The sequence below is a fragment of the Aquitalea sp. LB_tupeE genome, from assembly GCF_013391415.1.
In the GTDB taxonomy this organism is placed as follows: Bacteria; Pseudomonadota; Gammaproteobacteria; order Burkholderiales; family Chromobacteriaceae; genus Aquitalea.
Map to the genome: position 1 here is coordinate 149,974 of NZ_JACAXB010000002.1, position 24,767 is coordinate 174,740.

General features: G+C 60.6%; 21 protein-coding genes. 8 read left to right on the forward strand and 13 right to left on the reverse strand.

Features of this window, described 5'->3' with window-relative positions; translation table 11 throughout:
• Positions 1-26: 26 nt before the first annotated feature.
• From HWX34_RS21530 to HWX34_RS00715, 4 genes are all read right to left on the reverse strand, one after another.
• On the reverse strand, positions 27-2,144 hold the full coding sequence (locus HWX34_RS21530; RefSeq protein WP_178970509.1) for a methyl-accepting chemotaxis protein: 2,118 nt from the start codon (positions 2,142-2,144) through the stop codon (positions 27-29).
• Between the two features lie 389 nt (positions 2,145-2,533).
• Entirely contained in the window at positions 2,534-2,881 is a 348-nt protein-coding gene (locus HWX34_RS00705) for a YkgJ family cysteine cluster protein (protein ID WP_255496512.1), read from the reverse strand.
• 247 nt (positions 2,882-3,128) lie between these two features.
• Positions 3,129-3,734 carry a hypothetical protein gene (locus HWX34_RS00710; protein WP_178970510.1) on the reverse strand — a complete coding sequence of 202 codons (606 nt, stop codon included), beginning with the start codon at positions 3,732-3,734 and terminating at the stop codon, positions 3,129-3,131.
• Between the two features lie 87 nt (positions 3,735-3,821).
• Positions 3,822-4,751, reverse strand: coding sequence for a LysR family transcriptional regulator (locus HWX34_RS00715; RefSeq protein WP_178970511.1), 930 nt, complete (start codon positions 4,749-4,751; stop codon positions 3,822-3,824).
• Between the two features lie 98 nt (positions 4,752-4,849).
• On the opposite strand from HWX34_RS00715, the gene HWX34_RS00720 reads away from it, so the two are divergent.
• Positions 4,850-5,833 (forward strand): bile acid:sodium symporter family protein, encoded by a 984-nt coding sequence (locus HWX34_RS00720; RefSeq protein WP_255496513.1) that lies wholly within the window; start codon positions 4,850-4,852, stop codon positions 5,831-5,833.
• A gap of 75 nt (positions 5,834-5,908) precedes the next feature.
• Here the strand turns inward: HWX34_RS00720 and uvrB are convergent, their stop codons facing one another.
• The gene (gene uvrB, locus HWX34_RS00725) at positions 5,909-7,921 is read right to left on the reverse strand and encodes an excinuclease ABC subunit UvrB (protein WP_178970513.1); all 2,013 of its coding nucleotides are present in this window, start codon (positions 7,919-7,921) and stop codon (positions 5,909-5,911) included.
• A gap of 236 nt (positions 7,922-8,157) precedes the next feature.
• Here uvrB and HWX34_RS00730 point away from each other — a divergent pair, with 236 nt between their 5' ends.
• Positions 8,158-9,027: a serine hydrolase gene (locus tag HWX34_RS00730; protein WP_178970514.1), complete on the forward strand. Its 870-nt coding sequence runs from the start codon at positions 8,158-8,160 to the stop codon at positions 9,025-9,027.
• A gap of 95 nt (positions 9,028-9,122) precedes the next feature.
• Positions 9,123-9,605, forward strand: a complete 483-nt coding sequence (locus HWX34_RS00735; RefSeq protein ID WP_178970515.1) for a GNAT family N-acetyltransferase — start codon at positions 9,123-9,125, stop codon at positions 9,603-9,605.
• A gap of 52 nt (positions 9,606-9,657) precedes the next feature.
• Here HWX34_RS00735 and HWX34_RS00740 read toward each other — a convergent pair whose 3' ends face one another.
• From HWX34_RS00740 to HWX34_RS00765, 6 genes are all read right to left on the reverse strand, one after another.
• Positions 9,658-10,953, reverse strand: a complete 1,296-nt coding sequence (locus HWX34_RS00740) for a flagellar assembly protein T N-terminal domain-containing protein (RefSeq protein WP_255496514.1) — start codon at positions 10,951-10,953, stop codon at positions 9,658-9,660.
• Positions 10,953-11,603: an LPP20 family lipoprotein gene (locus HWX34_RS00745; protein WP_178970516.1), complete on the reverse strand. Its 651-nt coding sequence runs from the start codon at positions 11,601-11,603 to the stop codon at positions 10,953-10,955. The genes HWX34_RS00740 and HWX34_RS00745 overlap by 1 nt, the downstream gene beginning before the upstream one ends.
• A gap of 103 nt (positions 11,604-11,706) precedes the next feature.
• Entirely contained in the window at positions 11,707-12,630 is a 924-nt protein-coding gene (locus HWX34_RS00750; protein WP_178970517.1) for a GlxA family transcriptional regulator, read from the reverse strand.
• Entirely contained in the window at positions 12,620-13,528 is a 909-nt protein-coding gene (locus HWX34_RS00755) for an EamA family transporter (RefSeq protein WP_178970518.1), read from the reverse strand. Before HWX34_RS00755 ends, HWX34_RS00750 begins: the two co-directional genes overlap by 11 nt.
• A 56-nt stretch (positions 13,529-13,584) precedes the next feature.
• Positions 13,585-14,136 (reverse strand): isochorismatase family protein, encoded by a 552-nt coding sequence (locus tag HWX34_RS00760; RefSeq protein WP_178970519.1) that lies wholly within the window; start codon positions 14,134-14,136, stop codon positions 13,585-13,587.
• A 104-nt stretch (positions 14,137-14,240) separates the two neighbouring features.
• Entirely contained in the window at positions 14,241-14,861 is a 621-nt protein-coding gene (locus HWX34_RS00765; RefSeq protein WP_178970520.1) for a LysE family translocator, read from the reverse strand.
• Between the two features lie 227 nt (positions 14,862-15,088).
• Between HWX34_RS00765 and HWX34_RS00770 the strand changes: the two genes are divergently transcribed.
• Positions 15,089-16,558: a PLP-dependent aminotransferase family protein gene (locus HWX34_RS00770; RefSeq protein ID WP_178970521.1), complete on the forward strand. Its 1,470-nt coding sequence runs from the start codon at positions 15,089-15,091 to the stop codon at positions 16,556-16,558.
• Here HWX34_RS00770 and HWX34_RS00775 read toward each other — a convergent pair.
• The gene (locus HWX34_RS00775; protein ID WP_178970522.1) at positions 16,539-17,540 is read right to left on the reverse strand and encodes a helix-turn-helix domain-containing protein; all 1,002 of its coding nucleotides are present in this window, start codon (positions 17,538-17,540) and stop codon (positions 16,539-16,541) included. The two genes, HWX34_RS00770 and HWX34_RS00775, sit on opposite strands and share 20 nt — an antisense overlap.
• Positions 17,541-17,916: 376 nt before the next feature.
• On the opposite strand from HWX34_RS00775, the gene eat reads away from it, so the two are divergent.
• Genes eat through eutC form a run of 3 tightly spaced genes read left to right on the forward strand, consistent with a single transcriptional unit; the run spans position 17,917 to position 21,573 of the window.
• A complete protein-coding gene (gene eat, locus HWX34_RS00780) occupies positions 17,917-19,332 on the forward strand; it encodes an ethanolamine permease (protein WP_178970523.1) in 1,416 nt (471 codons plus the stop codon).
• Positions 19,333-19,369: 37 nt separating this feature from the next.
• Complete coding sequence (locus tag HWX34_RS00785) at positions 19,370-20,752, forward strand: ethanolamine ammonia-lyase subunit EutB (RefSeq protein ID WP_178970524.1); 1,383 nt, start codon at positions 19,370-19,372, stop codon at positions 20,750-20,752.
• On the forward strand, positions 20,749-21,573 hold the full coding sequence (gene eutC, locus HWX34_RS00790; protein ID WP_178970525.1) for an ethanolamine ammonia-lyase subunit EutC: 825 nt from the start codon (positions 20,749-20,751) through the stop codon (positions 21,571-21,573). The genes HWX34_RS00785 and eutC overlap by 4 nt, the downstream gene beginning before the upstream one ends.
• 17 nt (positions 21,574-21,590) lie before the next feature.
• Here eutC and HWX34_RS00795 read toward each other — a convergent pair whose 3' ends face one another.
• A complete protein-coding gene (locus HWX34_RS00795) occupies positions 21,591-23,708 on the reverse strand; it encodes a bifunctional diguanylate cyclase/phosphodiesterase (protein WP_178970526.1) in 2,118 nt (705 codons plus the stop codon).
• 256 nt (positions 23,709-23,964) lie between these two features.
• Here HWX34_RS00795 and HWX34_RS00800 point away from each other — a divergent pair, with 256 nt between their 5' ends.
• A complete protein-coding gene (locus HWX34_RS00800) occupies positions 23,965-24,390 on the forward strand; it encodes a hypothetical protein (protein WP_178970527.1) in 426 nt (141 codons plus the stop codon).
• Positions 24,391-24,767: the final 377 nt, after the last annotated feature.

Below are 24,767 nucleotides of genomic sequence, written 5' to 3' on the forward strand. Positions count from 1 at the left end.
TAACTAATCGTGACATACATCCCGGATCAATTGAACATAAATGGCGTCGCACCGCATTGCCATACACCATCAGTAGTAGGCCTGTGCAGACGCCCGGCCACCCAGCAAGTCAGCGCATGTGCAGTGGCATCAGCCTCACTACGGGTCTCCGAGGCACCACCGGCAATACCGCTCACATCGTCTGCCAGGTCGGCGCAGCTTTGTTGTTGCTCGGCCACATTCTGGCTGACCCCACCCACCAGTTGCACCACTTCGGTTGCCTGCTGGCTGATGGTTTGCACCGACTCCCCGGCCCGATTGATGTTGTGCACACTGGTGGCCACGCTGTCCTCCACTTGCTGCATGTCCGCTACGGCAACCCGTACCTGACTGCTGATGGATTTGACGATGGTTTCGATTTCGCCAGTAGAACGACTGGTGGAATCTGCCAGCTTGCGGACCTCGTCCGCCACCACGGCAAAACCGCGACCAGCCTCTCCGGCACGGGCGGCCTCGATGGCAGCATTCAGTGCCAGTAAATTGGTTTGCTCGGCCAGCGATTCGATAACGCCGACAATCTTGGTAATGGCGGCGCTGGAATCCTGCAGCTGATGCAGGCAGCTGGCGGTTTGTCCCACGGTGGCAGACACCGAACGGATGTCATTCAGCGCAGTATGAATGATGGATTTATTCTGGTGTGCAAGCTCGGCCGAATCGCTACACAGCGTGGCGGCCTTGTCCACCTTGTGCAGGATGTCCAGCATGCCGCCGTTCAATTGCTGCAAGGCCTGATCGATATGCTGCGATGCCCGCTCGCCCGTCTCGGCCACCGTGCTCAAATGCTGTGAGGTAACACCCATATTACGGTTGGCTTCCACCACGGCCTGCAGGCAGCGTTCAACTTGCAACATGCCGTCCTGCAGGGCTTGCAACAGGCGATTGAGGGCCTCGCCTGCCCTGGCCGCCTGCTTGCTGCACAAGTCTTCCACTCGCTGGGTCAGGTCGAAGTTCTCTGCCACGGCAATCATGGTGGATTCGATGCGACGCAGATCGTAAATCTGCTTGAAAGTTTGATACTGGCGGTACACCACGAACAGCCCGAACAGAAACAGCAGGCTCAGCACCAGTCGCACCACCAACATGGTATTGCGCTGACTGGCATACAAGGGAGCCAGCTGTTTTTCCAGCTGTGCCGGTGTCAGGTAGTAATACAGAGTCCATGGCTTGTCGCTATGGATGTTCAAGGGCAGGCTGAGCCAGGCGCCGCCCAGCGCAGCTGCCTGTTGCTTGCCACTGAGCAGGTCTGGCAGCACAGTATTGCGGCGGTCGAAAATGCGGATACCGCGCTCGGCGTTCACCAGCGCAAAATTACCGGCTTCCTCCGGCATTTTCAGCCCGGTTTTCGCGGCCTCTTCCTTGTCTTTGGGCGTAAGAACCAGAAAAGGCATGTTGAGCAATGCCGCCTCAAACACGTTGGCGCGCACGATGGACGACACCACACCGATGAACTGGTGCTGCAAGTCGTAGACCGGCACGGAATAAAGAAAGCCGGAAGCATCGTACACATTACACAGTGATTTGGAGTAGTACTGCCTGTTGTCGCAGGTGCGCATCAGCGGCGAAGTGGCCGCCGGTATGTCATCCAGTACCTTGAAATCGAAACGCGGGTGGGCCGCCTTCAATTCTGCCATCTGGATAGGGAAATAGCCGTATTCCTCGTCTTCCAGCTCTTCGGGTTTATCCGGGTCCTTGCTTTTGGCTTCGTCTTCTTCTTTCTTGGCGGCTTCCGGCTCCAGCCGCACGGTATCAAACATGAAAAAAGGTACCTGACCCTTTTTGAAGTCCAGCCCCTCCACCACCGCATAAACTTCTGACACCCGGGTACGGCTGACCAGATTGTTGAACACTTGCTGCACGGTGAGAAAGGCATCGGCGGTAAAACGGTGGTTGGCCACCACGTCTTCTTTTTCATCCGCCCGGTTGCCACCACGAATTTGTCGCACGCTGGGCATCAGGCTGATGGTGCGGGTGTTTTCATACATGGTGTTGAACATGTCCTGCACCAGCTTTTGCTTGCGCTCCAGCTGCGGCATGGCCTCTTGCTGGATCAGTTGCGCGCGCGCTGGCCAGACGCCCGGCAGACCAGCGCTGCATGGCCAACTCACTGATAATCAGCACCATGGCAAAGCCAAGCAGCAGGTAGCACAAGCGGGCAAACAGGAAAACTTTCCACGGCGACCGGCTTCTGTTCGTCATTTTTGCTCAACTTTAAATTAATGGATGAAAATTAACTGCCTCCAGTACCAGGGTTATAGAAAGAAAATGTGCATTTCGGTAGCTGTTTTGAGCAAGCTGATATGCCAGAAGCAGCACGCAGCCGGTGCTGCGCAGCAAACGGACAGCAGGATTCATTCGACATGAAACTGGCAAATACCCAGGCCAGGCTGGCACTTACCGGTTAAAGCCTTGTTTTGTAGAGATTCAATTGAATAGCAAGCTGCTTGCCGGGCAGGGCAAGTACAGAACCATCCTGTCCCAGAGCCTGTAGCCCGCGTCAGCCTTCACTGTGTGCAAGAATGCGCAACGCCGGCAGGCCATGCTTGTGCCTGGCTTTGCAACATTGCGCATCACCAGCCTGTACCTCCCGACAGGGCGAGGGACGCTGGTCATACAGGCTGCAGGACACGGACTTCCCTACTTCGCCCTGCAAGGCCAGGCAGCGTGGCGCAGGCTGATTGGTACCACGCAAGCAAGCATGCCAGGGGCTGGCTTGTTCCAGCGCGGTATCGGGCAGATCAAGGCTGACCGCCTCGGTCCAGTAGAAGGAAACACGAAAACTGGCGCAACAGGCGCCACAATCCAGACATGGATTGAAAGTGACAGTGGCAGGAGCGTTCATCATTGAGCGTGTCAGACAAAGTGATGGACCAGGTGCCGGCCGCTAGCGGCCATGGCTTTGTGGCTGCACCACGGCCAGGGTGCTAGCTGGCGCTACCGATACAGCCGGGCAGCACTATACCTGTCTGTCATCACTCGGAAAAGTCTGACTTATATTGCATCGCAGCAAGGCGTCAACGCACTGATATGCACATGCTCAAGCTGTCGCCGATAGCATCAAGTCGGCATGGGCAGGGCCATGTTCTGCCGAATCACTTTTCACCAGGGCAGGTCTGCGCCTGATTGTTCAAACCCTGCTTTTCCACTCGGAAGCGGGCGATGGTGCGTCCATCTTGCTGCTGCAAGGTGACGACATACAGGCTGTCGAAATCGCTGTAATGCCAATCCGGCACCTGGGCCGGGTCTGCGCCGTAACGTGCCAGCAATTGCGCCGCCATTTTGGCCACCAGCCGGTGCTCCCAAGCTACGAACACGGTGGCGTCCCGGTTGGCCGGGCTGGTGATGGCTGCCTCCAGCGCATCCAGTTCATCCAGGCCAAAGTCGGTGTTCACCGGCAAGCCCAGACGGATGGCGGTGGGCTCGATGGTGGTCAGCGGGCGGATGTAATTGTACGGCACGCCACCGTCTTTCTTGCGGATGCCGGGGTTGGGCGCGAACAAGGCTGCCGGACGGTCAAAACGGGCGGCAAGCACCGCGGGTAATGCCAGCGCCCGGTTCAATCCCTGGCAACTGAGCTGTCCCAGGCCCGCCGCCGGTTTTTCCGCATGGCGAAACAGCACGATGGTTTCATCCGCCAGACTGGCACCGGTCAGCAACAGGCCAACACAAAACATCAGGGAGTACAGTGGTTTTTTCATCAGGATGATCCGGAAAAGTCTGCTGGCAGAAAATGCTGGCAGGCTAGCAGAAAACCCGCCGGGCTGACCAATCTGCTCGGCGCAGGCTCAAGCCACCACACCGCCCACATGCTGACTGGCCAAGGCCTGCAATTGCGGCCCCAATTGCAGGGCCAGTTGCCACAGGCGCTCAGCCACCGGGGAGAGCGAACGCTGCCGCCGCCGGATCAGCATGATGCTACGGCGCTGTTCCGGCAGCAGTGGCCGCACCGTCAGACTGGCACCGGCGGGCAGCGGGAGTGCCAGGCCCGGCGACACGCTGATGCCGATACCCGCCTGCACCATCTGGAAGACCGAGCTGGAATGCCCCAGCTGCTGTGCCACCGGGCAGTGCACGCCCTGGCTGGCCAGAATGCGGTCAATCACCGGGCGGCTGCCGGAACTGTAATCCAGCAACACCAGCGGCAGTCCGTCCAGCGCCTGCCACGGTACGGCGGTGAGGGCAGCCAACGGGTGGTCGTCGCGGCAGATCAGCCAGAAACCGTCATCCAGCAAAGGCTGGCATTCCAGATCGTCTACCACGCCGGGTTCCACCACGATGCCGAAATCCACCTCGCCGCTGCGCACGCTTTCCACATTCAGCCGCTGCACCTGGTCGTGCAACACCGGCCGAATATGCGGAAACTGACGGGCGCACTGCGCCAGCAAGCTAGGCAGCAAGCTGGCCGACAAAGTGGGGCTGCTGGCGATATGCACGGTGCCATGGGCTTGTTCGCCCTCCTTGCGCGCTTCTTCCAGCAGCAATTGCAGTTCGTCCAGCAAACGGGCCAGTTGACCGGCAAAACGCAGACCGGCGGCAGTCAGCTCCACTTCGCGTGTGGTGCGGTCCAGCAGGCGCATGCCCAGCTCCGCCTCCAGCTCGCGGATACAGCGACTGACCGCTGGCTGGGTCAGGCCGATTTCATCGCCAGCCCGGCTGAAACTGCGCAGACGTGCCACCGCACGGAACACCTGTAACTGGCGCAAACTGATATTCATGACTTTTTCTTATCTATTGATCTGATAAATCAATTTGTAGTCTGAATGGTTTCACGGTTCAATAGCAAGCTGATTTCCCGCTGCAATAGGGCATGCTCATGCTGAAAATGATTGATTCCTTTACCCTGGCGCTGATTGCCACCGTGACCCTGGCCAGCCTGCTGCCCTGTCAGGGCGAGGTAGCCCAGGCCATGAACCTGATCACCATCCTGGCCATCGGCCTGCTGTTTTTCCTACATGGTGCCAAACTGTCACGCGAAGCGGTGATTGCCGGTGCCACCCACTGGAAGCTGCACCTGACCGTGATGGCCTGCACCTTTGTGTTGTTTCCGGTGCTGGGGCTGGCGCTCAAACCGCTGCTGGGACCGCTGGTGACGCCGGAGCTGTATCTGGGTGTACTCTACCTGTGCATGCTGCCCTCCACAGTGCAATCGTCGATTGCCTTTACCTCGATGGCGCAAGGCAATATCCCGGCGGCCATTTGCAGCGCCACCGCGTCCAATATCTTCGGTATTTTCATCACGCCCTTGCTGGTGGGCATGCTGGTGATCAGCCATCACGGCAGCGACCAGGGCATGGGTTCCATCACCGACATCGTATTGCAGCTGTTGCTGCCCTTTATTGCCGGCCAGATTGCCCGCCGCTGGATAGGCGGCTGGGTGGACAAGCACAAGCCGCTGCTGCGCTATGTGGATCAAGGCTCCATCCTGCTGGTGGTGTACACCGCTTTCAGTGCAGCCGTGATAACCGGCCTGTGGCAGCAAACCCCGCCGCTATCCTTGCTGGGCCTGCTGGTGGTATGTGGCCTGCTGCTAGCCATCTTGCTGGGACTGACTGCTTACTCCAGCCGCAAGCTGGGTTTTGACAAGGCCGACCAGATCACTATCGTGTTTTGCGGCTCGAAAAAGAGCCTGGCCAGTGGCGTGCCCATGGCCAAGGTGCTGTTTGCCGGCCACCCCATCGGCTCCATCGTGCTGCCGCTGATGCTGTTTCACCAGATCCAGCTGATGACCTGCGCCGTGCTGGCGCAACGCTATCGCAAGCAGCAGCTTGCAGCACAGGCGGCCAGCCAGCTGGCCTGACACGCACCGTCACCCGATAACAAAGCCCCGCCGGCATAACTCCGACGGGGCTTTTTGTTGGCACGACAACAGTGCTTACAGATCGCTGATGAACATCTTTTCCTTCAGTGCTTTCAACTCGTCGCGCAGACGGGCGGCTTTTTCGAACTCCAGATTGCGTGCCGCTTCCATCATTTCCTTCTCCAGACGCTTGATTTCCTTGGCCAGCGTCTTTTCGTCCATCATCGCCACCTGTGCTTCGTCCACCAGCTTCTTGCGCTGGTCTTCCACGCTATACACGCCGTCGATGATGTCCTTGATCTTCTTGTTGATGCCCTGCGGCACAATGCCATGCTCAGCATTGAATGCCAGTTGCTTGGCACGACGACGCTCGGTTTCGTCCATCGCGCGGCGCATGGAGTCGGTAATGCGGTCGGCGTACAGCAAGGCCTTGCCGTTGAGGTTACGCGCGGCGCGGCCTATGGTCTGAATCAACGAGCGGTCCGAGCGCAGGAAGCCTTCCTTGTCCGCGTCCAGAATGGCCACCAGGCTGACCTCGGGGATATCCAGCCCCTCGCGCAGCAGGTTGATGCCGATCAGCACGTCGAACATGCCCAGGCGCAGGTCGCGGATGATTTCCACCCGCTCCACGGTGTCGATGTCGCTATGCAGATAGCGCACCTTCACCCCGTGCTCGGTGTAGTAATCGGCCAGTTGCTCGGCCATGCGCTTGGTCAGCGTGGTTACCAATACCCGTTCGCCCAGATCCATGCGCAGGCGGATTTCCGACAGCAAATCGTCCACCTGAGTGGCTACCGGGCGGATTTCAATCACCGGGTCGACCAGACCGGTAGGGCGCACCACCTGCTCGACCACCTGTCCGGCGTGTTCTTTTTCAAAAGTAGCCGGGGTGGCAGACACAAACACAGTCTGCGGCATCAGCTTTTCGAATTCGTGGAATTTCAGTGGCCGGTTGTCCACGGCGGAAGGCAGGCGGAAACCGTAATCCACCAGATTGCTCTTGCGCGCGGCATCGCCCTTGTACATCGCCCCCACCTGCGGCACGGTGACATGGGATTCGTCGATGAACATCAGCGCGTTCTTGGGCAGGTAGTCAATCAACGTGGGTGGAGCATCGCCCGGCGCGCGGCCGGAGAAATGACGCGAGTAGTTTTCGATGCCCTTGCAAAAGCCCATCTCGTACAGCATTTCCAGATCGAAACGGGTGCGCTGCTCGATGCGTTGCGCCTCCACCAGCTTGCCTTCCTTCTGGTACCACTCGATGCGCTCGGCCAGCTCCAGCTTGATCTTTTCGCAGGCCTTGAGCACGGTGTCGCGCGGCGTCACATAGTGGCTGGACGGAAACACGGTATAGCGGCCCACCCGCTGTTTGGTGACGCCTGTCAACGGATCGAACAGGGTAAGCGTTTCCACTTCATCGTCAAACAGGCTGACGCGCAAGGCGGTGTCGCTGCTTTCCGCCGGGAAAATGTCGATTACATCGCCACGCACCCGGAAGGTACCACGGCCGAAATCCACATCGTTGCGGTCGTACTGCATGGTGGTCAGGCGGCTGATGATGCTGCGCTGCGGAGTGGTTTCCCCTTCCTTCAGATGCAAAATCATCTGGTGGTAGTCGGACGGATCGCCAATACCGTAAATGGCCGACACGGTGGCCACGATGATGCAATCCGGCCGCTCCAGAATGGATTTGGTGGCGGACAGACGCATCTGCTCGATGTGTTCATTGATGCTGGAGTCTTTTTCAATGAACAGGTCGCGGCTGGGAACGTAAGCCTCCGGCTGGTAGTAGTCGTAGTAGGAAACAAAATACTCGACTGCATTTTCCGGGAAAAACTCGCGCATTTCGCTGTACAGCTGCGCTGCCAGCGTCTTGTTGTGCGCCATGATGATGGCCGGCCTGCCGGTGCGGGCAATGACATTGGCCATGGTGAAGGTTTTGCCCGAACCGGTTACCCCCAGCAGGGTTTGATAGGACAAGCCGTCCTCCAGGCCTTCCACCAGTTGGGCAATGGCGGTGGGCTGGTCGCCGGCAGGCGGGAAGGGCTGGTGCAAACGGAAGGGACTATCCGGAAAGGTAAGCAGCATGGTGTTTTCGCGCGGTTCAAGTGAGACGATTTTACGCCGATAACAGGATGAACTCACTCCCGGCGCATCATTGATTTTTATCTGTGAAATTGCCTGCCACAGAGGCAAAACATTGTTTAAAATGTAGGCAACCCGATCACGAGCCGAGATGAAGAATCCTTGCCCATCAACATGGTGGTGACAGGCGTTTCTGCAAGGCTGTATCTCCAACGACAAGACACGGGAGTGTATCTCTTATGCTGAGAAAATTTGCCGCCCTGCTGGTTTCCGCCGCCCTGGCGATGCCGGCAGTGGCCGCGCCACCTGCTGGCGTCATGGTTGCCAGCCAGATGGCCAACCATGCCGTTCCACGCCTGAATTCGCATTCGGTGCTGGTTTTGAATGGCAACTCGGGTGAACCGCTGTACGAAAAGAACATCCATCAACGCATGCCCATTGCCTCCATCACCAAGCTGATGACAGCCATGGTGCTGCTGGATTCCGGGGTGTCGCTGGATCAGGAGGTATCGGTTTCCGATGCGGAAATCGACCGCCTGAAGAACACCACTTCGCGTCTGGCGGTGGGCACCACCCTGTCGCGCAAGGAAATGTTGCTGCTGGCGCTGATGTCATCGGAAAACCGTGCTGCTGCCACGCTGGCGCGCACCGCTCTGCCGGGTGGTACTGCGGCTTTTGTCGAGCGCATGAACAAGAAGGCACGCAGCCTGGGCATGAACGAAACAGTGTTCTACGACCCGACCGGCCTGGACCTGCGCAACACGTCCACCGCGAATGACCTGGCGCGCATGGTAAAGGCTGCGCATAACTATCCGCTGATCCGCGCGTTTACCACCACGCCGGAGCACCAAATTGTATCGGTACGCAACCGCGTACTGCAGTACCGCAACAGCAATGCACTGGTGCGCGAAGGCAACTGGGACATCAGCATCCAGAAAACCGGTTACATTCAGGAAGCCGGCCGCTGCATGGTGATGCAGACAACCGTGGGCTCACAGCCGCTGATCATCGTGCTGCTGGCCGCCGGCGGCAACTCTGCCCGCGTCAATGACGCACGCAGCATCAAGACCTGGCTGGAATCTCACCCGGGTAACTGGCTGGCAGGTTGAACCTTGCAGGCATAAACACAGGGCCGGGCAACCGGCCTTTTTCATTGCAGTTGCCATCTTGCAGCGGCTTGTTCCGCTCGAACCAGGAGTTGCTTGTGACCATAGAAATTCGCCCTGCCACCCGCGCCGATGCCGCGCTGATTCTGGGCTATATCCGCGAACTGGCCATTTATGAAAAGGCCGAGCAGGAAGTGGTAGCCAGTGTGGCCGATATCGAACAGTCGCTGTTCGGCCCGGACAGCACCGCCCATGGCCTGATCTGCCTTCAGGACGAGCAGCCGGTGGGCTATGCGGTGTATTTCTTCAATTACTCCACCTGGCAGGGCAAGTCCGGCCTGTATCTGGAAGACCTGTATATCACCCCGGCGTCACGCGGCAGCGGTGCCGGCAAAAAGCTGTTGCGTCACCTGGCGCAGCTGGCGGTGGCCCGCGGCTGTGGCCGTTTCGAATGGAGCGTGCTGGACTGGAACCAGCCAGCCATTGATTTTTACGAGTCGTTTGGTGCTGCCGCCCAGGCCGAATGGGTGAAATACCGTCTGGCGGGTGATGCACTGCTGAAGTTTGCCGAGCAGGCCTGAGGACGCCCTGACCAGTAAAAAGCCCCGCAAAGTGCGGGGCTTTTTTGTCAGCTCAGCGCCGGGTCATGAAGCGGACGTAATCGCCCTCCTCCACCTTGAGCCGGGCACTTTGCACCTGGGCAATGGAAAAATTGGGCTGCACCTGAGTCAGGGTGATGGTGCCGGACAGGTCTTCCGGCACACCCAGTTCCCGCACGCCGCCGCCACTGCGCACAATCTGTGCCGAGCGCGGTTTATACAGCAGCATCTGGTCGCCCACCTTCATGCCATCCAGCCCACCGGCATTGATGAACACCTGACGGCCATCCTCCACCTTCACCACCTTGGCGGATAGTGGAATGCAACTGAGCACCTCACCCAGTTGACGGGTGGTCTGATCCAGCAGCGCATCCACTACCCGGCCATAATCCCCTTCCCAGAACGCGGCCGTGGCAAAATCCACCGGCAGCTGTGGCACCACCTTGCCGCGGGCAACCTGACTGACGCGCTGGTCGGCCAGCACGGCACCGGTCAGGGCATCGTAAACCCACACTTCCAGATCGAACTGCCGTGCGGTCGGCGCATATTTGAAGGCCTGCCCGAACATCCCCGCCAGCGGGCCGGTGTAGTACGCGCCTTGCTGGCTGGTTTTGTTGGATTCAAACATGGAGTGCTGCACACCTTTGGCCACCACACCGGTGGACAGCACCCTACCGGCCACCACGAACTGCACATCCTCACGCCGCCCCAGTTCACGCACGGTGTCCCAGCCGGCCATCGGTTCGTCCGCCGCCATATTGCTCAGCACAGTCAGATGCCCGGCATTGCGTACCTCAAACTGGCTTTGCTGGCGCAAGCGGCGCGCCAGGTCGGTTGGCAACGCGGTGGCCAGATTGCGCAAATCATTGGCTTCGGACGGGTTTACCACATAAAAGTAGGTAGTCAGCAATTTGCGGCGCAGGGTACGGCCTGCCGGCATGCCACAGCTGGCGTTCTGCGCCGGGGTGGGCGCACTACCTACCGGACCGGCGGCACTGGCTTGCGGGTCTATGCTCAACCGCACGTGATACATGCCGTCACGGCTGTATTCCTGCAGGACCTTCACCTTGCCTTGCAGCGCGGGGGCAGACAGCACACTGCTTTCGCTGAGATTGCCGGATTGCACCAGTTGCAGCGATTGCAGTTCGGCGCCATTGCTGATGGCGGCCTGCTGCAGGGCATCGCGGATGGCCATTTCGCGGGCTGCCGGGCTGCCGGCTTCCATGTCGGCCACGCCTTCGGCCACGATGGGCGCTGCCAGCAGCGGGGCAGAGAATGCAAAAGCCGCCACAAGGGCGGCTATCAAGCGGTAAACACGCCGTGTCATCATCAGTGGGCTACGTAGTAATTGCTTTCGTAACGGGTGGCACCGCAGTTGCCTTCGGCACACTCCAGACCGGCCACGCCATTTTGTTGCGCGGCCTTCATCACACTACCAGTTTTTTCCAGCGCGTTCTTGTATTGCTTGTAGAAATCCTGATCCAGGGTGATTTCCGCCACGGCTTCACTGGTGCCGTCCGGCTGCATGGTGGTGGACACCAGATGCACGCCGCGCAAATAAGCATCCACATAGGTGCGGAAGCCGTCGCTGGTGGCCACCATATTGGCCACCGAGCTGTTACCCACCAGCTTCAGGCCCTGCACTTGTTCGGCAATGGAACGAAAGGCATCCAGCCGGGCGGCACGCATGGACAGCAGCTTGCGCTGGGAAGGCGTCAGGGAAGAGGAATACGGTGCCGCCCCGCTACCCGTGGCACGGATCACGATGGGCGCATTGGGGTTGACCTCTTTCACCACCACCCGGGTGGCTTCCGGCTCGATACCGGCACCGGCATAGCCCACGCCGGTAAACGCGGTATTGCTGGCAGCAGGTTCGGGCGCAACGCGCGGTGCTTCGGCGACGGGCTGGCTGGCCGAGGCACAGGCAGTCAGACCCAGCAACAGGGATACGGCGGCCAAATGACGAGTGCAGGTGTTCATGACGGTGACCATTTCTACTTGTTCTTGGGACAAAGGCAGGCGCACGCGGGCGTAGCGTCAGCATTATATCGACAGCATCAAGGTTAACTTTAGTTAATTTTCGTCAAGACGCCGACGCTGCCTGCTGTACCCGCTGCCACTGCCGTGCCGAGGAAAAACCGGCGGCCAGCGCGGCCTTTTCCTTGGACAGGCCGCTGGCCCGCCATTGTCCGGCCAGCGCGGCACGCAGGCCCAAATGGTAATCGTGCACCGACACACCGGCATGTTCGCGGAACAAACGGGACAAATGCCGCACGCTGACATGCACCTGATCGGCCAGTGTCGACAGGCTCCAGTCCTGCTCTGGCCGGGCAGCTATCAGGTCCTGCACCTTGTGTACTGCTGGATGCAGATGATTGCGATGGGCCAGCCACGGAGAGAGCTGGGCATCCTGACCGGCACGGCGGAAATACACCACCATCTCGCGCGCCACGTCCCGCGCCGTAGCGGCACCGGCCAGCTGGCTGATCAGTTGCAAGGCAAGGTCGATACCGGCGGTGATGCCCGCACTGGTCCACACACTGCCATCCTGCACGAACACGCGGTTTTCCAGCACCTGAGCGCTGTTGTCGGTCTGGCGCAGCCGTTCGATCAGGCTGTGATGGGTGGTGCATTGACGCTGTGCCAGCAAACCGGCCATGCCGGCCAGCAAGGCAGCCGAACAAATGGTGGCCAGTTGATGGTGCTGCGGCTGAAAGCCGGTGGACAGCCAGCTGACAATCTGCTGCGCTTCCGGCATGGCGTAAGCTTCGGCTGAGCAGTCGGCACCGGGAATCAGAATCAGGCTGCCCTCTGGCAGCTGCCGGGGCAAAGGCTGTAGCCCGCCCACAGGCAGGCCAAGCGAACACTGCGTTGCGGTGTCACAGGCTGCATAGTGCAGCCGGAACGGCGCACCGAATTCGGTGGCAATGCGAAACGCTTCAGCCGGGCCGGCAAAGTCCAGCAGCATGAAGCGCGGCGGCAGCACAAACCAGACATCAAGTGCCATGGGCCACCACCCCGCGCCGCCAGCGCGCCAGCAGCATGCCGCCGAACACATTCACCACCAGTCCGGCCAGCAACAGCACGCTGCCTGCAGCCTGTAACAGGCTCAGCCTCTCGCCCAGCAACAGCGCGGAGGTGAGCACGCCCACCACCGGCACCAGCAGCGAGAAAGGCGCGACTTTATTGGCCGGATGACGGCTGAGCAGGCGGCTCCACATGCCATAACCCAGCAAGGTGGCCATGAAGGCCAGATACGCCACCGCCAGGAAAGAGCCGATGGAAAAATGCCGCAGGGCAATTTCCATGCGTTGCGGCCCTTCCAGCCACCAGGACAGCGCCAGATACGGCAGCGGCGGCACCAGGCTGGACCACACCACCAGATTGAGCGGCTCCACCTTGTGCCCGGCCTTGCCCATCAAGCGCACGATGATGTTGGACGAGGCCCAGCAGAACGCCGCCGCCAGCGTCAGGCCAAAACCGATGGCCGTCATGCTGCCACCCTTGGCCAGACCGATCAGCGCCAGCCCGGCACAGGCACACAGCAGGCCCAGGATTTGCGCCGCCTGCCAGCGCTCATGCAGCATCAGCCCGGCCAGAATCAGGGTAAAGAAGGCTTGCGACTGCAATACCACCGAGGCGAGCCCGGCTGGCATGCCCAGCTTGATGGCGGAGAACAAAAAGGCAAACTGCCCCACGCCCACGCTCAAGCCATACGCCGCCACCCAGCCCCAGGGGAGCTTGGGCCGGCGCACCAGCAGCACCGCCGGAAAAGCCGCCAGCATGAAGCGCAGCGCTCCCAGCAACAAGGGCGGCACGTCGGCCACCCCGTACTTGATCACCACGAAATTGACGCCCCAGATCAGCACGATGGCCAGCGCCTGCAAAACATCCTTCAAGGGCATGAAGCTTGCTCCAAAACAGCAGCAGGCCGCCATGGCCTGCCGGATAAATGAATCGTCTACAGCCGCGCCAGCGCCTGTTCCACCGTGACGATGTCGGCAAAACGCCCGGCCAGCACCAGCTCGGTTTTTTCCCGGATTTCATCCGCGCTGTACAGCTTGCCGTTGAGCGGGTGGCGCATGGCAAAGGTGAGCGTGGCTTCGCTGACAAACTCCACCGCAAAACCGAGATCGGACGCCACCCGGGTGGTGGTTTCGCAGCACTGTTCGGTGCGGATGCCCGACACCAGCAACTTGCCGATGCCACGCTCGGCCAGCCAGGGCTGCAAGCCGGAATCCAGCATGGCATTGTGCACGTGTTTGATGAAGATGGCATCCGGATTGGCCGGTAGCCAGGCCATGGGCCGCACCAGGCCGGACGCCGCAGCAAATGGGCCGTCGCCATCCTCGTGCAGTACATACAGCACCGGCACACCCGCCGCCCGCGCCCCGGCAATCAGTGCCAGCACATGCTGGCGAAACATCGGCAAGGCTGTTTCGTCCCAGTAGTCGCGCTGCAAGAAGGAATCCTGCACATCAATCACCAATAGTGCTGCCTTGTTTGCGTCCATGTCATTCACTCCCTGTTGCAGTTGATGGACACAGTCTAGGCACACTCAACACCATGCAGAATGCAGCGGCCAGACAAGATACTGTCAAATCAGGACATCAGGCATCACAGCATGCCCGGCCAGGCGTGTTGCACTTCGTCCAGCAACAAATACAGTGCGGTTCCCGCCATCAACAGTCCCATCAGCAGATTGAACAGCATCAGGCCGCGCGGCCCGCTGAGCAGATGGCGCAGCCGCTCGCCCATCCAGGCCCACAAGCTGATACAGGGCAGGTTGACCACGGCAAACACCAGCGCCATCAGGAGGGCGGCGCTCAGCCGGGTTTCCGCCGCTGCCGGCATGAACAGGATGGAGGCATTAAGCACCATCACCCAGGCTTTGGGATTGACCCACTGGAACAAGGCCGCCGCCAGAAAGCTCATCGGTTTGCCGTTTTGTCCCCCCTCCGGCGCAGCGGAACGGCTAATTTTCCACGACAGGTACAGCAGATAAATACAGCCGGCCACCGCCAGTGGCAAACGAGCCGCCTGTATCCATTGTAAGGCCCAGGCCAGCAAACAGGCGGTAATGAACACCTGCGCCGAACAGCCGATGCTGATGCCCAGCATGTGCGGCAGGGTGCGGCGAAAGCCATAGTTGACGCCGGAGGTGGCCAGCATCAGGTTGTTGGGACCGGGCGTGATGGACATCACCCCCACATAAGACATCAGGGCAAACTCCAGCATGTCAGGGCTCCTCATGGCAATGCATCGACCGGGTTGGTGATGCGTCTTCATCATGCTAAGGCGAGTGAGCCAGATGGTGACAGATTCAACAATTCACTATTGTGATGGTGACAGTGAGCGGTTTACCCCAACTGTCACCACACACTATGATGAGCACTGTCACTGTCGCCAGCCACGCTGCTGCGGCATTGTTGATCCATGCCTCAGTCTTGCCCGGAACATGCACCATGCCACCCGAAAACCTGCCCCACAGCCCAAGCGCCAATGCCACCTTGTACCAACAGCTGGCGGAAGACCTGTCGCTGGCCATTGCCCGTGGCACCTTGCCGCCCGGCTCGCGCCTGCCCTCGGTACGGCGCACCTCGCAAAGCAGGCAACTGAGCCTGAACACGGTGGTGGCGGCTTACCGGGTGCTGGAAGACCGCGGGTTGATCGAGGCGCGGCCCCAGTCCGGTTATTACGTGCGGGCCAGGCTGCCCTCCCCCGCCCGCCCGGCCATGACGCAAAGCAGTGTGGCCAAGCCGACCGAAAGCAAGGTGCTGGATTTGATCGGCGCGGTGCTGGATGCGCAGCAAACCCCCGGCTTCATCGACTTGGCGCTGGCCTGCCCGCGTGGCAGCGACTTCTACCCCGGCAACAAACTGGCCAGGCTGATGGGGCAGATCCTGCGGCGTCAGCCCGGCATGGTCAGCACTTACGCCCTGCCTCCCGGTTCCGAGCGGCTGCGGGTGCAGATTGCCCGCCGCAGCCTGGAGCTGGGCATGGCCTTGCAGGCGGAAAACATCATCCTGACCAATGGCTGCATGGAGGCATTGCAACTGGCATTGCGCGCCGTCACCAAACCGGGCGACGCGGTAGGGCTGGAATCGCCCACCTATTTCAACTTGCTGCCACTGTTTGCCAGCCTGGGTCTGAAAGCCGTGGAGATTCCCACCGACCCGCAGCACGGCATTTCGGTGGATGCAGTGGAGCTGCTGCTGTCCGAAGGGCGTATCAGCGCACTGGTGGCCATGCCCAATGTGCACAATCCGCTGGGTTGCAGCATGCCGCTGGAGGCCAAAAAGCGGCTGGCGCGGCTGGTGAATCACTATCAGGTGCCGTTGATCGAGGACGGGCTGTATGCCGAGTTGCAATTCAGCGACACCCAGGCCCCGGCGGCCAAGGCCTTTGATGAAGACGGCTGGATCATCTTCTGTACCAGCTATACCAAGACGCTGGCACCGGATTTCCGCATCGGCTGGATGGAAGGCGGGCGCTTTGGCGCAGCGCTACGCAAGCTGAAATTTGCGTCTTCCGTCGCCCAGCCCATGGTGCTGTCGGAAACGCTGGGGGCGTTTCTGGAATCCGGCGGCTACGACCACCATCTGCGCGCGCTCAAGCGCCATTACGCCCAGCATGTGGAAAAAGTGCGCGGTTTGATTGCCCGTCACTTCCCGCCCGGCACGCGCGCCACCGACCCGGCCGGCGGTTTTCTGATCTGGCTGGAACTACCCGACGGCTGCGACAGCGTGGCGCTGTTCCATGCCGCCATTGCCGAGAACATCAGCATCATGCCCGGGCCCTTGTATTCACCCGGCGGGCGCTACCGCAATGCCATGCGCCTGTCCTGCTGCTACCCGCTGGACGAGCGCTATGTCGCCGCCCTCACCCGGGTGGGCATGCTGGCCCAGCAACAGCTCAAGCCGCGTCCAGCCTGAAAGTATTCAGGCGCAGCGGTTGCTGACGGGTCTGGCTGGGGGTTTCGCCAAACAGGCGGCGGTAGTCGTAGGTGAAATGGCTGGGGCTGGCAAAGCCCCAATCTTCCGCCAGCTGCTGAATGCTGTCGGCACTGCCCTGTGGCGAGCGCAGCAGACGGCGCACCTGATTCAGCCGCAATGCACGCAAGAATGGCAGCGGGCTCATGGCCGTGACTTCCTGAAACCCGTTTTGCAGAGTGCGGCGGGTCACATGTAATTCCCGACACAAGCCTTCCACCGTCAGCCACTGGCTGGCTGGTTGCAGCGCCCGCTGCCGCGCTTGCTCCACCCATTGCCAATGGCGCTGACTGCTGCCCTCACGCCTTGGTGAAGCCTCCGCCTGTCCTTCGCTCAAGGCCAGCAGCAAGGCATCCACCGAACAATCCAGCAGCAATTGGCGGCCAATGCTGTCCGGCGTTTGCCGCGCCAGCGCCAGCAGCTCGTAAATCTGGCCGCACAGCAGCCGGTGGCTGGCTTCGGGCAGGCGTACCGCAGCGCTTTGCAGCCAGTGCGCAGGCAAGTCACGGCCAAACAGTTGCTGATGACGTGAGGCCAACACTTCCTGCTCCAGCACGATGCCGTAAATGGTGAAGTCGTCCGGCGTGCGCAAGGTGAAGTCACTGCCGCCCATGGCCACCAGCACGGCGGAAGGCGGCACGCTGCGGCCATGAAAGCGCAAGCGCTCACCACTGCCCGGTGCCGGTATGCCAAACCAGATGGCTCCACGCCAGGGCTGGCATTGCTGGTAGGTTTCGCGGGCCGAATATTCACGGAACACCTGCAAGCGTCCCAGGCACAGCTCATCCAGCCGCCCGGAAAAACGGCCACAGGAAATCTGCGCGTAATCCTGCTCCCAGCCGCTGATGAAGGCGGCCTGATCCGCCGCGTCATCCGCCAGACGGGTAACAAACTGCAGGGACAATCCTTGGCTTAGCGGGTCCATGTGCGGCTCCCAATACATTGATCTGCAAGGATATAGCAAGAAACACACCAGCTTTGCCTGCGTATTTGCGACTTCTTGCTGTCATAAATCGGAAATTTCACCGTCACGGTGCAAACACGGGGCTTGCATGCCTCATCACGGTGCTGATTCACAGCAAAAATTGCCACACTCTGCACTATCAGGCAGCCCACAGCTGGCATGCCGCTTGCAAAACTGTCGCTCTCAGACACGCGCGGCGGCAGTTGGCTGTCACGGACGGCTTTGCTGTTTTCCGATTTTCGATAACGGCCACCGCCACACCCTGCCTAGCATGCTTGTCAGGCCCCGGAGCCAATGCACCGGGCAGGGAGAAGTGAGTCAAAAAAGAGGAAATGTCATGAGCAACAGCAATCACGGCCTGGCGCGCAAGCTGGGCGGCTGGCAACTATGGGGGATCGCCGTCGGGCTGGTGATCTCGGGAGAATACTTCGGCTGGAGCTATGGCTGGGCCCAGGCCGGTACGCTGGGCTTTCTGCTCAGCTCGGTGTTTGTCGCCATCATGTATACCGCCTTCATTTTCAGCTTTACCGAGCTGACCACCGCCATTCCGCATGCGGGCGGCCCGTTTGCCTATGCCCGCCGCGCCTTTGGCCCTGTTGGCGGCTTTCTGGCCGGTTATGCCACCTTGTGCGAATTCGTGTTTGCTCCGCCGGCCATTGCGCTGGCCATTGGCGCCTACCTGAACGTGCAGTTTCCCGAGCTGAGCGCCAAGTGGATTGCCTGTGGCGCCTACATCGTGTTCATGGCGCTGAATATCGTGGGTGTCAGCGTGGCCGCAGCTTTCGAGCTGGTAGTCACCCTGCTGGCCATCTTTGAACTGCTGCTGTTCATGGGCGTGGTATCGCCGGGCTTCAGCTGGGACAACTTCACCCACCATGGCTGGGCTGGTAGCGACAGCTTCAGTCTGAGCGCCATCGGTGGCATGTTTGCTGCCATTCCGTTTGCCATCTGGTTCTTCCTGGCCATCGAAGGCGCTGCCATGGCCGCCGAGGAAGCCAAGGACCCCAGCCGCACCATTCCGCGCGCCTATGTAGCCGGCATCCTCACCCTGGTGGCGCTGGCCATGGGCGTGATGATCATGGCAGGCGGTGCCGGTGACTGGAGCAAGCTGGCCAACATCAACGACCCGCTGCCGCAGGCAATGAAGCTGATCGTGGGCAGCAACAGCGGCTGGCTGCACATGCTGGTATGGCTGGGCCTCCTGGGCCTGATTGCCAGCTTCCACGGCATCATCATGGGCTATTCGCGCCAGATCTTCGCGCTGGCCCGTGCCGGTTATCTGCCGCCGATGCTGGCTGTCATCCACCCGCGTTTCAAGACGCCGCATCGCGCCATCATCGTGGGCGGGATTGTCGGCATTGCCGCCATTTTCAGTGACGACCTGATCCAGATTGCCGGTCAGCCGCTGACCGCCAACATCGTCACCCTGTCGGTGTTCGGTGCCATCGTGATGTACATCGTGTCCATGCTGGCCCTGTTCAAACTGCGCCGCAGCGAGCCCACCCTGGCCCGCCCGTTCAGCGCACCGGCCTACCCGCTGCTGCCTGGCCTGGCACTGGCCTGCGCGGTGGTATGCCTGGTGGCCATGATCTGGTACAACCAGTTGCTGGCGCTGATTTTTGCCGGCAGCCTGGCCGTGGCCTATGCCTACTACCTGCTGACGCATCGCCAGCGTGCTTCTGCCGCCAGCGATCATCTGCTGGAAGGTGGCGATGCCACCACTCTGAAACCGGCTGTTGCCCGCAGCAAATAAGCAGAGGCGGGGTGTGCCCGGCACACCCCGGTAAACCATGTCCTACGCCATCACCATCGGCCCGCGCCGTTACCAGTTTGACGACCTGAAAACCCTGCTGGCTCGCGCCACGCCCCTGCGTTCGGGCGACCAGCTGGCCGGGATTGCCGCCAGCAGCGCCGAAGAGCGTGTGGCGGCACAAATGTGTCTGGCCGACGTGCCACTCACCACCTTCTTGCAAGAGCTGCTGATTCCTTACGAACAGGACGAAGTCAGCCGCCTGATCATCGACAGCCACGACGCCCACGCCTTCGCCCCCATCCGCCACCTGACCGTGGGCGGCCTGCGCGACTGGCTGCTGTCCGATGCCGCCAACAGCAGCACCCTGGCCGCCGTAGCACCCGGCCTGACACCGGAAATGGTGTCCGCCGTCAGCAAGCTGATGCGCAACCAGGACCTGATCTGGGTGGCCAGCAAATGCCGGGTGATCACCCGCTTTCGCAATACCCAGGGCCTGCCCGGCCACATGGGCGTGCGCCTGCAGCCCAACCACCCCACCGACGACGCGCGCGGCATCGCCGCCGCCATGCTGGACGGCTTGCTGTACGGCGCTGGCGATGCAGTGATCGGCATCAACCCGGCCAGCGACAGCCCGGAAGCCATCCACACCATGCTGGCGATGATGGATGAAGTACGCCAGCGCTATGCCATCCCCACCCAAAGCTGTGTGCTGACCCACGTCACCAGCACGCTGGAATTGATCCAGCGCGGCGCACCGGTGGATCTGGTGTTCCAGTCGATTGCCGGTACCGAAAAAGCCAATAGCGGTTTCGGCATCAATCTGGCAGTGCTGGGCGAAGCACAACAGGCCGCGCTGGAACTGCGCCGTGGCACGGTAGGCGACAATGTGATGTATTTCGAAACCGGCCAGGGCAGTGCGCTGTCCGCCAACGCCCACTGGGGAGTAGACCAGCAAACCTGCGAAGTGCGCGCCTATGCGGTGGCACGGCATTTTTCACCCTTGCTGGTGAACACCGTGGTGGGTTTCATCGGTCCGGAATACCTGTACAACGGCAAGCAGATCATCCGCGCCGGGCTGGAAGACCACTTCTGCGGCAAGCTGCTGGGCCTGCCCATGGGTTGCGACATCTGCTATACCAACCATGCCGAAGCCGACCAGGACGATATGGACAGCCTGCTCACCCTCTTGGGCACGGCGGGTATCCACTTCATCATTGGCGTGCCCGGTGCCGACGACATCATGCTGGGCTATCAGAGCACCTCGTTTCACGATGCACTCTACCTGCGCCAGTTGCTGGGCCTGAAACGGGCGCCGGAATTTGAAGACTGGCTGGAGAGCATGGCCATTACCCGTGCCGGCAAACTGCAAGCCCAAGACCGCCAGCAAGCCTTGCTGCAATTGATGGAGACCTTCCGATGAATGCCCCGTTCAGCCCGGCCACCACCGGCAACAGCGCCATCACCGAAGACAGCTGGCAGGAGCTGGCCAGCCATACCGTGGCACGCATTGCACTGGGACGGGTGGGTTCCAGCCTGCCCACACGCGAAACCCTGCGCTTTGCCCTGGCCCATGCCCAGGCCCGCGATGCCGTACACACGCCACTGGAGCTGTCCGCACTGAGTGCAGCCCTGCAAGACCTGCAACTGCCCAGCCTGCATGTGCGCAGTGCCGCACCCAGCCGCGCAGCCTATCTGCAACGGCCGGACCAGGGCCGTCGCCTGCACCCGGACAGCCGCGCCAGCCTGCTGGCTGCCGGTGTGGAACCCTGTGATGTGCTGTTCGTGGTGGGGGATGGCTTGTCGGCCCGCGCCGTGGCCAGCCATGCCGTACCGCTGATTGCCGCCACCCTGCCACTGTTGCAGGAGCAAGGCTTGCGCGTGGGACCAGTCGTACTGGCCACCGAAGCACGGGTGGCATTGGCCGATGAAGTGGCTGAATGCCTGCAGGCGGCGATGGTGGTGATGCTGATTGGCGAGCGCCCCGGTCTGAGCTCGCCAGACAGTCTGGGGGTGTATCTCACCAGTGCGCCACGGGTGGGCTGCATGGATTCAGCGCGTAATTGCATTTCCAATGTGCGTCCGCAAGGCCTGCCCTACCCCTTGGCCGCCTACAAGCTGGCCTGGCTGATTCGTGCCGGTCGCGGCAGTGGCACCGGCGTGGCACTCAAGGACGGCAGCGCGGCCGAACCGGGCTGGCTGCAGCTACAACAACAACTGGCGCTGGCAGCGCAACAGGACTGAGGTCCGGCCTGCCGGCCTCAGCCACCACAGCCGATACCTTTTTCTTCCTGCTGCAGGCGGCCGTGCAAGGCCGCCTCGCTCAGCGGCACCGACAGGCCAAAGCCCTGGTACTGACAACATTCCATGTCACGCAGCAGCTGCAATTGCTCTGCCGTTTCCACGCCTTCGGCCACCACCGTCTTGCCCAGATTGCGCCCCAGCGTCACCACGGCACTCACCACCATGCGTTGCTGCTCATTGCTTTCGATACCTGCCACCAGGCTGCGGTCTATCTTGATGATGCCCAGCGGAAAGCGCAGCAGATAAGCCAGCGATGAATAACCAGTGCCAAAGTCGTCCATCGCCAGCTCGGCACCCCAGGCTTGTAATTCCTGCATCTGGCTGATGATGTGTTCGGTATCGCCCAGCAACAGGGATTCGGTAATTTCCAGTTCCAGCAAACCGGGTGACAAGCCACTGTCCGCCAGTGCCGCCGCCAGTTCGCGACACAGGTGATCGCGCTCGAACAAGCGTGGCGACAAATTGACCGCAAGGCGGATGCTGCGCCCCGCCATCCGGTTACAGCTGGCAATAGCCATGCTGGCCTTGCGCAAGATCGCCATGGTCAACGGCACGATCAAGCCGCACTCCTCCGCCACCGGAATGAAACGGTCCGGCCCGATCGCCCCCAGCTGGGCATGCTGCCAGCGCGCCAGCGCCTCCACGCCGACCATCCTGCCGTGCCGGTCGAACTTGGGCTGGTAGGCCACGCTGAAATCATCCTGCTCCAGCGCCAGCCGCATTTCGCGCTCCAGGGTGAAGCGCTCGTCGGACTGCTGGTCCAGCTTGCCGGTAAAGAAATGCAGATTATCCTTGCCCGCCGCCTTGGCGGCATACATGGCCACATCGGCATGGCGCAGCAAAGTCTGCTCATCCACGCCATCACGCGGGTAGAGTGCCACCCCCATGCTGGCGCTGACATTACAGCGGTGTTCTTGCAGCGGCACCGGCTGGCTGGTCTTGAGCCGGATGCGTTCGAGCAAGGTCCACAAGCCCTCCTCGCTATCCAGATCATTCAGAATCAGCACAAACTCGTCCCCGCCCAGCCTGGCCACGGTATCGAGTTTGCGGATGCTGCCGGCAATACGCCCGGCCACGGTCTTGAGCAACTGGTCGCCCGCGTCATGCCCCAGGTTGTCGTTGATGAACTTGAAGTTATCCAGATCGATGAACACCACCGCCAGCCGGCTTTGCGCCCGCGCAGCCCTGGCCACACTCTGCTTTAGCCTGTCGTACAGCAAGGCGCGGTTGGGCAGGCCGGTAAGTGCGTCAAAATTGGCCTGCATTTCCAGCTGTTGCTGGTAATGCTTGCGTTCGGAAATATCCTGCACCGTGCCCTCGTAATACAGAAAACGGCCATGCTCGGACGACACCACATGCGCATTCTCCGATATCCAAATGCGCTGGCCATCCTTGCGATACACCTCGGACTCGAAGTTCACCACCTCACCCACGGTTTCCATCAGCCGCAGGAATTCCTCGCGCCGGCCCGCTTCCACATACAGCTGACAGCTGATGTCAGACAGATTCAGGATCAGCTCCTCCGGCGTGGCATAGCCATACAGCCGCGCCAGGGCCGGATTGGCTGCCAGGTAGCGCCCGGTCTTGCTGCTCTGGAATATCCCCTCCTGCGCATGCTCGAAAATGGTGCGATAACGCATCTCGGCCTGCGCCAATGCACGAATAGTGCGCTGCTGGCTGGTGACATCCATCACGAAGCCTTCCAGTAGCATGCCATCGCCGTCCGGCGACGCTACCCCGCTTTCCCGCACATGACGCAGTTGGCCGCTTGCAGTCCGGATCCGGTACTGCAAGGCAAAACGGCCATTGCCACGCAGGCTGCTGGCCAGTGCCTCGGCCACGGCCTGGCGGTCATCCTTGTGGATCACCCCCATCCAGCCACCGCTACTGGCGGTCAGCTGGGCCGCGCTGTAACCGCACAAAGCCAGGCAACCACGGCTGACAAACTGCATGTGACGCTCCGGGCCATGCCGACCACGGTAGGCCATACCATCAAGATGATGAATCAGGTTTTCCAGTGCCGCCGGTTGAAAACCGTGCGCAGCAGCTTGGGCATGCAGGGAAACAGGACGCAAGGATGGGTTGCTGGGCATCGGATCTGTACATGCGTGGTCAGTGACAGGATGGAATAAAGCGCAGCAATAAACATGCCCGCACCCGAAAATAAGCCATCCCCCGGCATGCAGGATTTACACGAGCAGGCATTCCGCAGACCAGCACATTTACGGTAGCATGCGCCAACCATGACGTGGCACACGGCAATGCCATCCGTGTTGCCATGCACCCTTCCGACACCGCTGGCTAGCGGCATTGCTCATTATCCGGAGTCCCATGCGGGCCATACTCATTCTCGGCACCCTGCTGCTGGCTGGCTGCAGTAGCTGGTTGCAAAGCAGCAAGGACTTGCTGCAATCCTGGTCGGCCACTGCCAGACCGCATACGCCAAACGAGGTGTCCGGACTTTGCCAGGTACGCTACTTCCTGATTGGCGGTGGACGGGAATATCCAGAAGCCAAAGGCAGCGTATTTGTCAGCAGTTACAGCATTAGCACTGATCAGGGGCAGCTGCATGTCGATGACGCCACGGTTTATCGTGACATCATGCAAGCGAAGGGGCAGCGTGTGGCCCTGCTGATGTCCAATGCCGCCGGCGGCTGGATTGTCGACCTGGCAGCAGACAGCCAGCGCAAGCTGATGCGCAGCAGCGTGATGTGTCGCTTGCCATCGCAAAATGAAGCGGCCGGCACCGCACCATGAACCCGACGCTACGGTAAACGCGGCGGCAAATCATGTCATCTGGAAATGTTTTACTGCCCTGCTACATCCATTCATTTGACCTGCCGCATAAATAATCTGGCAGTGCTTGGCTGTTTTCAATGACAGTGGCTATAGTGTGGTTTATTGGAGCAATACTGAACAATCAATAAAAACCAGAATAAATTTAAATGAATCCTAAAAAATCCAGTTTAACCACCGGTATGCATGCAGCCAGTGCGCAGCTGGAACCGTTTCCGCTTTATCATGAATACCTGAATGCAGCACAGTGCCAGCCCGGTCCGCAAGGCAAACCGGCTTGTTTGTGTGCCGTATTTCTTCCACTTATTGCCTAAGGTGCTTTCGTGTCAGATCTGCTA

Excerpts from the sequence above, each read along its gene's own strand:
- HWX34_RS00705 (WP_255496512.1), bottom strand. The coding sequence starts at position 2,881 with ATGATGAACGCTCCTGCCACTGTCACTTTCAATCCATGTCTGGATTGT.
- HWX34_RS00710 (WP_178970510.1), bottom strand. The coding sequence starts at position 3,734 with ATGAAAAAACCACTGTACTCCCTGATGTTTTGTGTTGGCCTGTTGCTG.
- HWX34_RS00715 (WP_178970511.1), bottom strand. The coding sequence starts at position 4,751 with ATGAATATCAGTTTGCGCCAGTTACAGGTGTTCCGTGCGGTGGCACGT.
- HWX34_RS00720 (WP_255496513.1), top strand. The coding sequence starts at position 4,850 with ATGCTGAAAATGATTGATTCCTTTACCCTGGCGCTGATTGCCACCGTG.
- uvrB (WP_178970513.1), bottom strand. The coding sequence starts at position 7,921 with ATGCTGCTTACCTTTCCGGATAGTCCCTTCCGTTTGCACCAGCCCTTC.
- HWX34_RS00730 (WP_178970514.1), top strand. The coding sequence starts at position 8,158 with ATGCTGAGAAAATTTGCCGCCCTGCTGGTTTCCGCCGCCCTGGCGATG.
- HWX34_RS00740 (WP_255496514.1), bottom strand. The coding sequence starts at position 10,953 with ATGATGACACGGCGTGTTTACCGCTTGATAGCCGCCCTTGTGGCGGCT.
- HWX34_RS00745 (WP_178970516.1), bottom strand. The coding sequence starts at position 11,603 with ATGAACACCTGCACTCGTCATTTGGCCGCCGTATCCCTGTTGCTGGGT.
- HWX34_RS00750 (WP_178970517.1), bottom strand. The coding sequence starts at position 12,630 with ATGGCACTTGATGTCTGGTTTGTGCTGCCGCCGCGCTTCATGCTGCTG.
- HWX34_RS00755 (WP_178970518.1), bottom strand. The coding sequence starts at position 13,528 with ATGCCCTTGAAGGATGTTTTGCAGGCGCTGGCCATCGTGCTGATCTGG.
- HWX34_RS00760 (WP_178970519.1), bottom strand. The coding sequence starts at position 14,136 with ATGGACGCAAACAAGGCAGCACTATTGGTGATTGATGTGCAGGATTCC.
- HWX34_RS00765 (WP_178970520.1), bottom strand. The coding sequence starts at position 14,861 with ATGCTGGAGTTTGCCCTGATGTCTTATGTGGGGGTGATGTCCATCACG.
- HWX34_RS00770 (WP_178970521.1), top strand. The coding sequence starts at position 15,089 with ATGCCACCCGAAAACCTGCCCCACAGCCCAAGCGCCAATGCCACCTTG.
- HWX34_RS00775 (WP_178970522.1), bottom strand. The coding sequence starts at position 17,540 with ATGGACCCGCTAAGCCAAGGATTGTCCCTGCAGTTTGTTACCCGTCTG.
- eat (WP_178970523.1), top strand. The coding sequence starts at position 17,917 with ATGAGCAACAGCAATCACGGCCTGGCGCGCAAGCTGGGCGGCTGGCAA.
- HWX34_RS00785 (WP_178970524.1), top strand. The coding sequence starts at position 19,370 with ATGTCCTACGCCATCACCATCGGCCCGCGCCGTTACCAGTTTGACGAC.
- eutC (WP_178970525.1), top strand. The coding sequence starts at position 20,749 with ATGAATGCCCCGTTCAGCCCGGCCACCACCGGCAACAGCGCCATCACC.
- HWX34_RS00800 (WP_178970527.1), top strand. The coding sequence starts at position 23,965 with ATGCGGGCCATACTCATTCTCGGCACCCTGCTGCTGGCTGGCTGCAGT.